The following is a 2655-nucleotide window of genomic DNA, read 5'->3' as shown; positions in this document are numbered from 1 at the left end:
ATCATGGCCGCCGGCCCCGGTCCGCGACGGCCACCTGCACTGAATGTCGGGCCGTACGGGCCATCTCGAATCCTACGCGTTTAAACAACCGCTGAAAGAAGACCGGTCCACCGTCCCGGGGCAGACCGGCCCGCAAAAGTTCTAGCGCTGGAAATCGGCGTCCCGATCGTCCTCGCCGTCATGCATGTCGAAGGCAAAACCGCCGCCACCGGCAACCTTCACGGCGCGGGCGGGCCTGGCCTGCACGACCTTTTTCGCCGGACGCTCGGCAGCCGCCATGTTGGCCGCCTTGGCGCGCAGCTGGCTCACAGCCCGGTCGATCGGCGCCGGTGCCTGGCTCTTCACGCCGTGCTCGATGCGGAAATAGGCGATGGTGGACTGAAGCTGTTCGGCCTGCGAAGCGAGCTCCTCCGAGGTCGACGACACCTGCTCGGACGCGCTGGCGTTCTGCTGACCGACCTTGTCTAGCTGCTGGATCGCCTGGTTGATCTGGGCCGATCCGACGTCCTGCTCGCGGCAGGCCGCGGTGATCTCCTCGACCAGCTCGGCGGTCTTCTTGATGTCAGGGACCAGCTTGGAGAGCATCGCGCCGGCCTCCTGTGCCACCTTGACGGTGTCGGCCGAGAGCGTGCCGATCTCGGCCGCGGCGGCCTGGCTGCGCTCGGCGAGCTTGCGCACTTCGGAGGCGACCACCGCAAAGCCCTTGCCGTGCTCGCCGGCGCGCGCAGCCTCGACCGCGGCGTTGAGCGCGAGCAGATCGGTCTGGCGTGCGATCTCCTGCACGATCGTGATCTTCTCTGCGATGGTCTGCATCGCGTTGACGGCGCGGCCGACCGCGGCACCGCTGGCTTCGGCGTCCTTGGCGGATTGCGCGGCGATCTTCTCGGTCTGGTTGGCGTTATCGGCGTTCTGCTTCACGTTGGAGGCCATCTCCTCCATCGAGGAGGACGCTTCCTCGGCGGACGAGGCCTGCTCGGTCGCGCCCTGCGACAGCTGCTCGGCGCTCGCCGAGAGCTCCTGGCTGCCGGCGGAGACGTTCTGCGCCGCGGTCAGGGCTTCAGACACGATCTGGCGAAGCTTCTCCACCATGCGCTCGAGCGCAAGGCCCAGCGTGTCCTTGTCCGACAGCGGCTTGGCTTCGATCGTGAGGTTGCCCTGCGCGATCTCGTTGGCGACGGCCGCGGTGGCGTTCAGATTGGCGGTCATCGCGTTCAGGGATTTCACGAGATCGCCGATCTCGTCGTTGCTGGACGTATCGATCTTGTGGCTGAGATCGCCGATCGCGACGGCATCCGCCAGCCCGACGGCCTTGGCGAGGGACCGGCTGATATTGAGCGAGATCCAGACTGCGCCGATCGCGGCAACGATGAGCGAGACGATGACGAGGACGATCAGAACCAACTGGGCGCGACGGCTGTCTTCGTTGGACTGCACGGCCTGCTCGGCCATCTGCCTCTTCGTATTGGCGACATAGGCTCCCATCGCCTCCGTCGCATCTGCAACCACCTTGCGCCCGTCACCCATCGAGCGCTCGGTTGCCTTGGTCTTATCGGTCTTTGCCAGCCTGATCGTCTCTTCCTGATAGACGTTCATTCGGGCGTAGGCGCTGGCGAAGTTGTCGAGCAGCTTCCTGCCGCCTTCGCTGGCGAGGGCATGGACCTCGTCCCTGATCTTCATGGCCTCATCGCGGAGCTTGGCCGCGTTCGCCGCGAATTCCTCGGCCTCGCCTGCCGTTCCCAGAATTGCGTTCTTTTCCGCCCTGACCTGCTGCCAGATGATCTTCTCGACCTCGGCTGCTTTCTCCATCCGCTTGGCGCGAAGCACCATGGAATCTGCGGTCGCGGCCATGTCGGACAACTTCATGTAGCTCACGGCGCCTGCTACCATGAACAGAAGAATGACGACGCCAAACGCGCTGGCGAGCTTGGCTTTGACGGTGAATCTCATTTTCAGTCTCGTTGGTTCGAATTGGGGTGATTACGCGTGACCACGCTTCACTCTTGCAAACTCAGGCGGCGCGAGGCGCATCTGTAGCCGTGTCGCGGCCTTCCGGAACTTCGTCATTGGCCATCAGCTTGGCGAGATCGAAAATCACGACGAACTTCTCGCCCTTGCGGCCGATGCCGGCGGCATAGTCCGATTGCCATTTCCCGCCGACCTCTGGCACGGGCTCGATCGCCTGCTCGTCGATGTCGGTGACCTCGAACACGCAATCGGCGACGAAGCCGACGCCGACGAGGCGGTCCTTCATCGGCACGTCGAGGATGATGATGCGGGTCGCTTCGGTGGCGGCCACGCTGGGCAGGCCGAGCTTGTTCCTGAGATCGACGATCGGATAGCCACTGCCGCGCACGTCGATCATGCCGAGCAGAAAGTTCGGCGCGTGCGGGAGCCGCGAGATCGGCCGCATGTCGAGAATCTCCCGGACGTTGCGGATGCTGATGCCGAACGTCTCGCCGGCGAGCCCGAGCGTCAGATATTGCGAGGTTGCGGCCATGATGCAGTCCAGGATTCCAGATTGGGAATGGGCACGGTCCGGCATAAGGCCGGACCGGTTGATCAGCGTTGGAACTCGGCGTCGCGATCGTCTTCGCCGTCATTCATGTCGAAGGCGAAGCCACCGCCACCGGCGACTTTCATCGCACGTGCCGGCTT

General features: G+C 64.3%; 2 protein-coding genes. Both read right to left on the bottom strand.

Annotated features, from left to right (window positions below):
• Window positions 1–141: 141 nt before the first annotated feature.
• A complete protein-coding gene (locus IC66_RS0125705) occupies window positions 142–1947 on the bottom strand; it encodes a methyl-accepting chemotaxis protein (RefSeq protein ID WP_038949576.1) in 1806 nt (601 codons plus the stop codon).
• Window positions 1948–2008: 61 nt separating this feature from the next.
• On the bottom strand, window positions 2009–2497 hold the full coding sequence (locus IC66_RS0125700) for a chemotaxis protein CheW (protein ID WP_038949575.1): 489 nt from the start codon (window positions 2495–2497) through the stop codon (window positions 2009–2011).
• Between the last annotated feature and the right edge of the window lie 158 nt (window positions 2498–2655).

Origin of the sequence: Bradyrhizobium genomosp. III, assembly GCF_000261705.1 — a bacterium.
Classification (GTDB): domain Bacteria; phylum Pseudomonadota; class Alphaproteobacteria; order Rhizobiales; family Xanthobacteraceae; genus Bradyrhizobium; species Bradyrhizobium ottawaense.
This window is presented reverse-complemented; position numbering and strand designations above follow the sequence as displayed.

Coding starts and splice junctions, on each gene's coding strand:
- IC66_RS0125700 (WP_038949575.1), bottom strand. CDS start 2,497: ATGGCCGCAACCTCGCAATATCTGACGCTCGGGCTCGCCGGCGAGACG.
- IC66_RS0125705 (WP_038949576.1), bottom strand. CDS start 1,947: ATGAGATTCACCGTCAAAGCCAAGCTCGCCAGCGCGTTTGGCGTCGTC.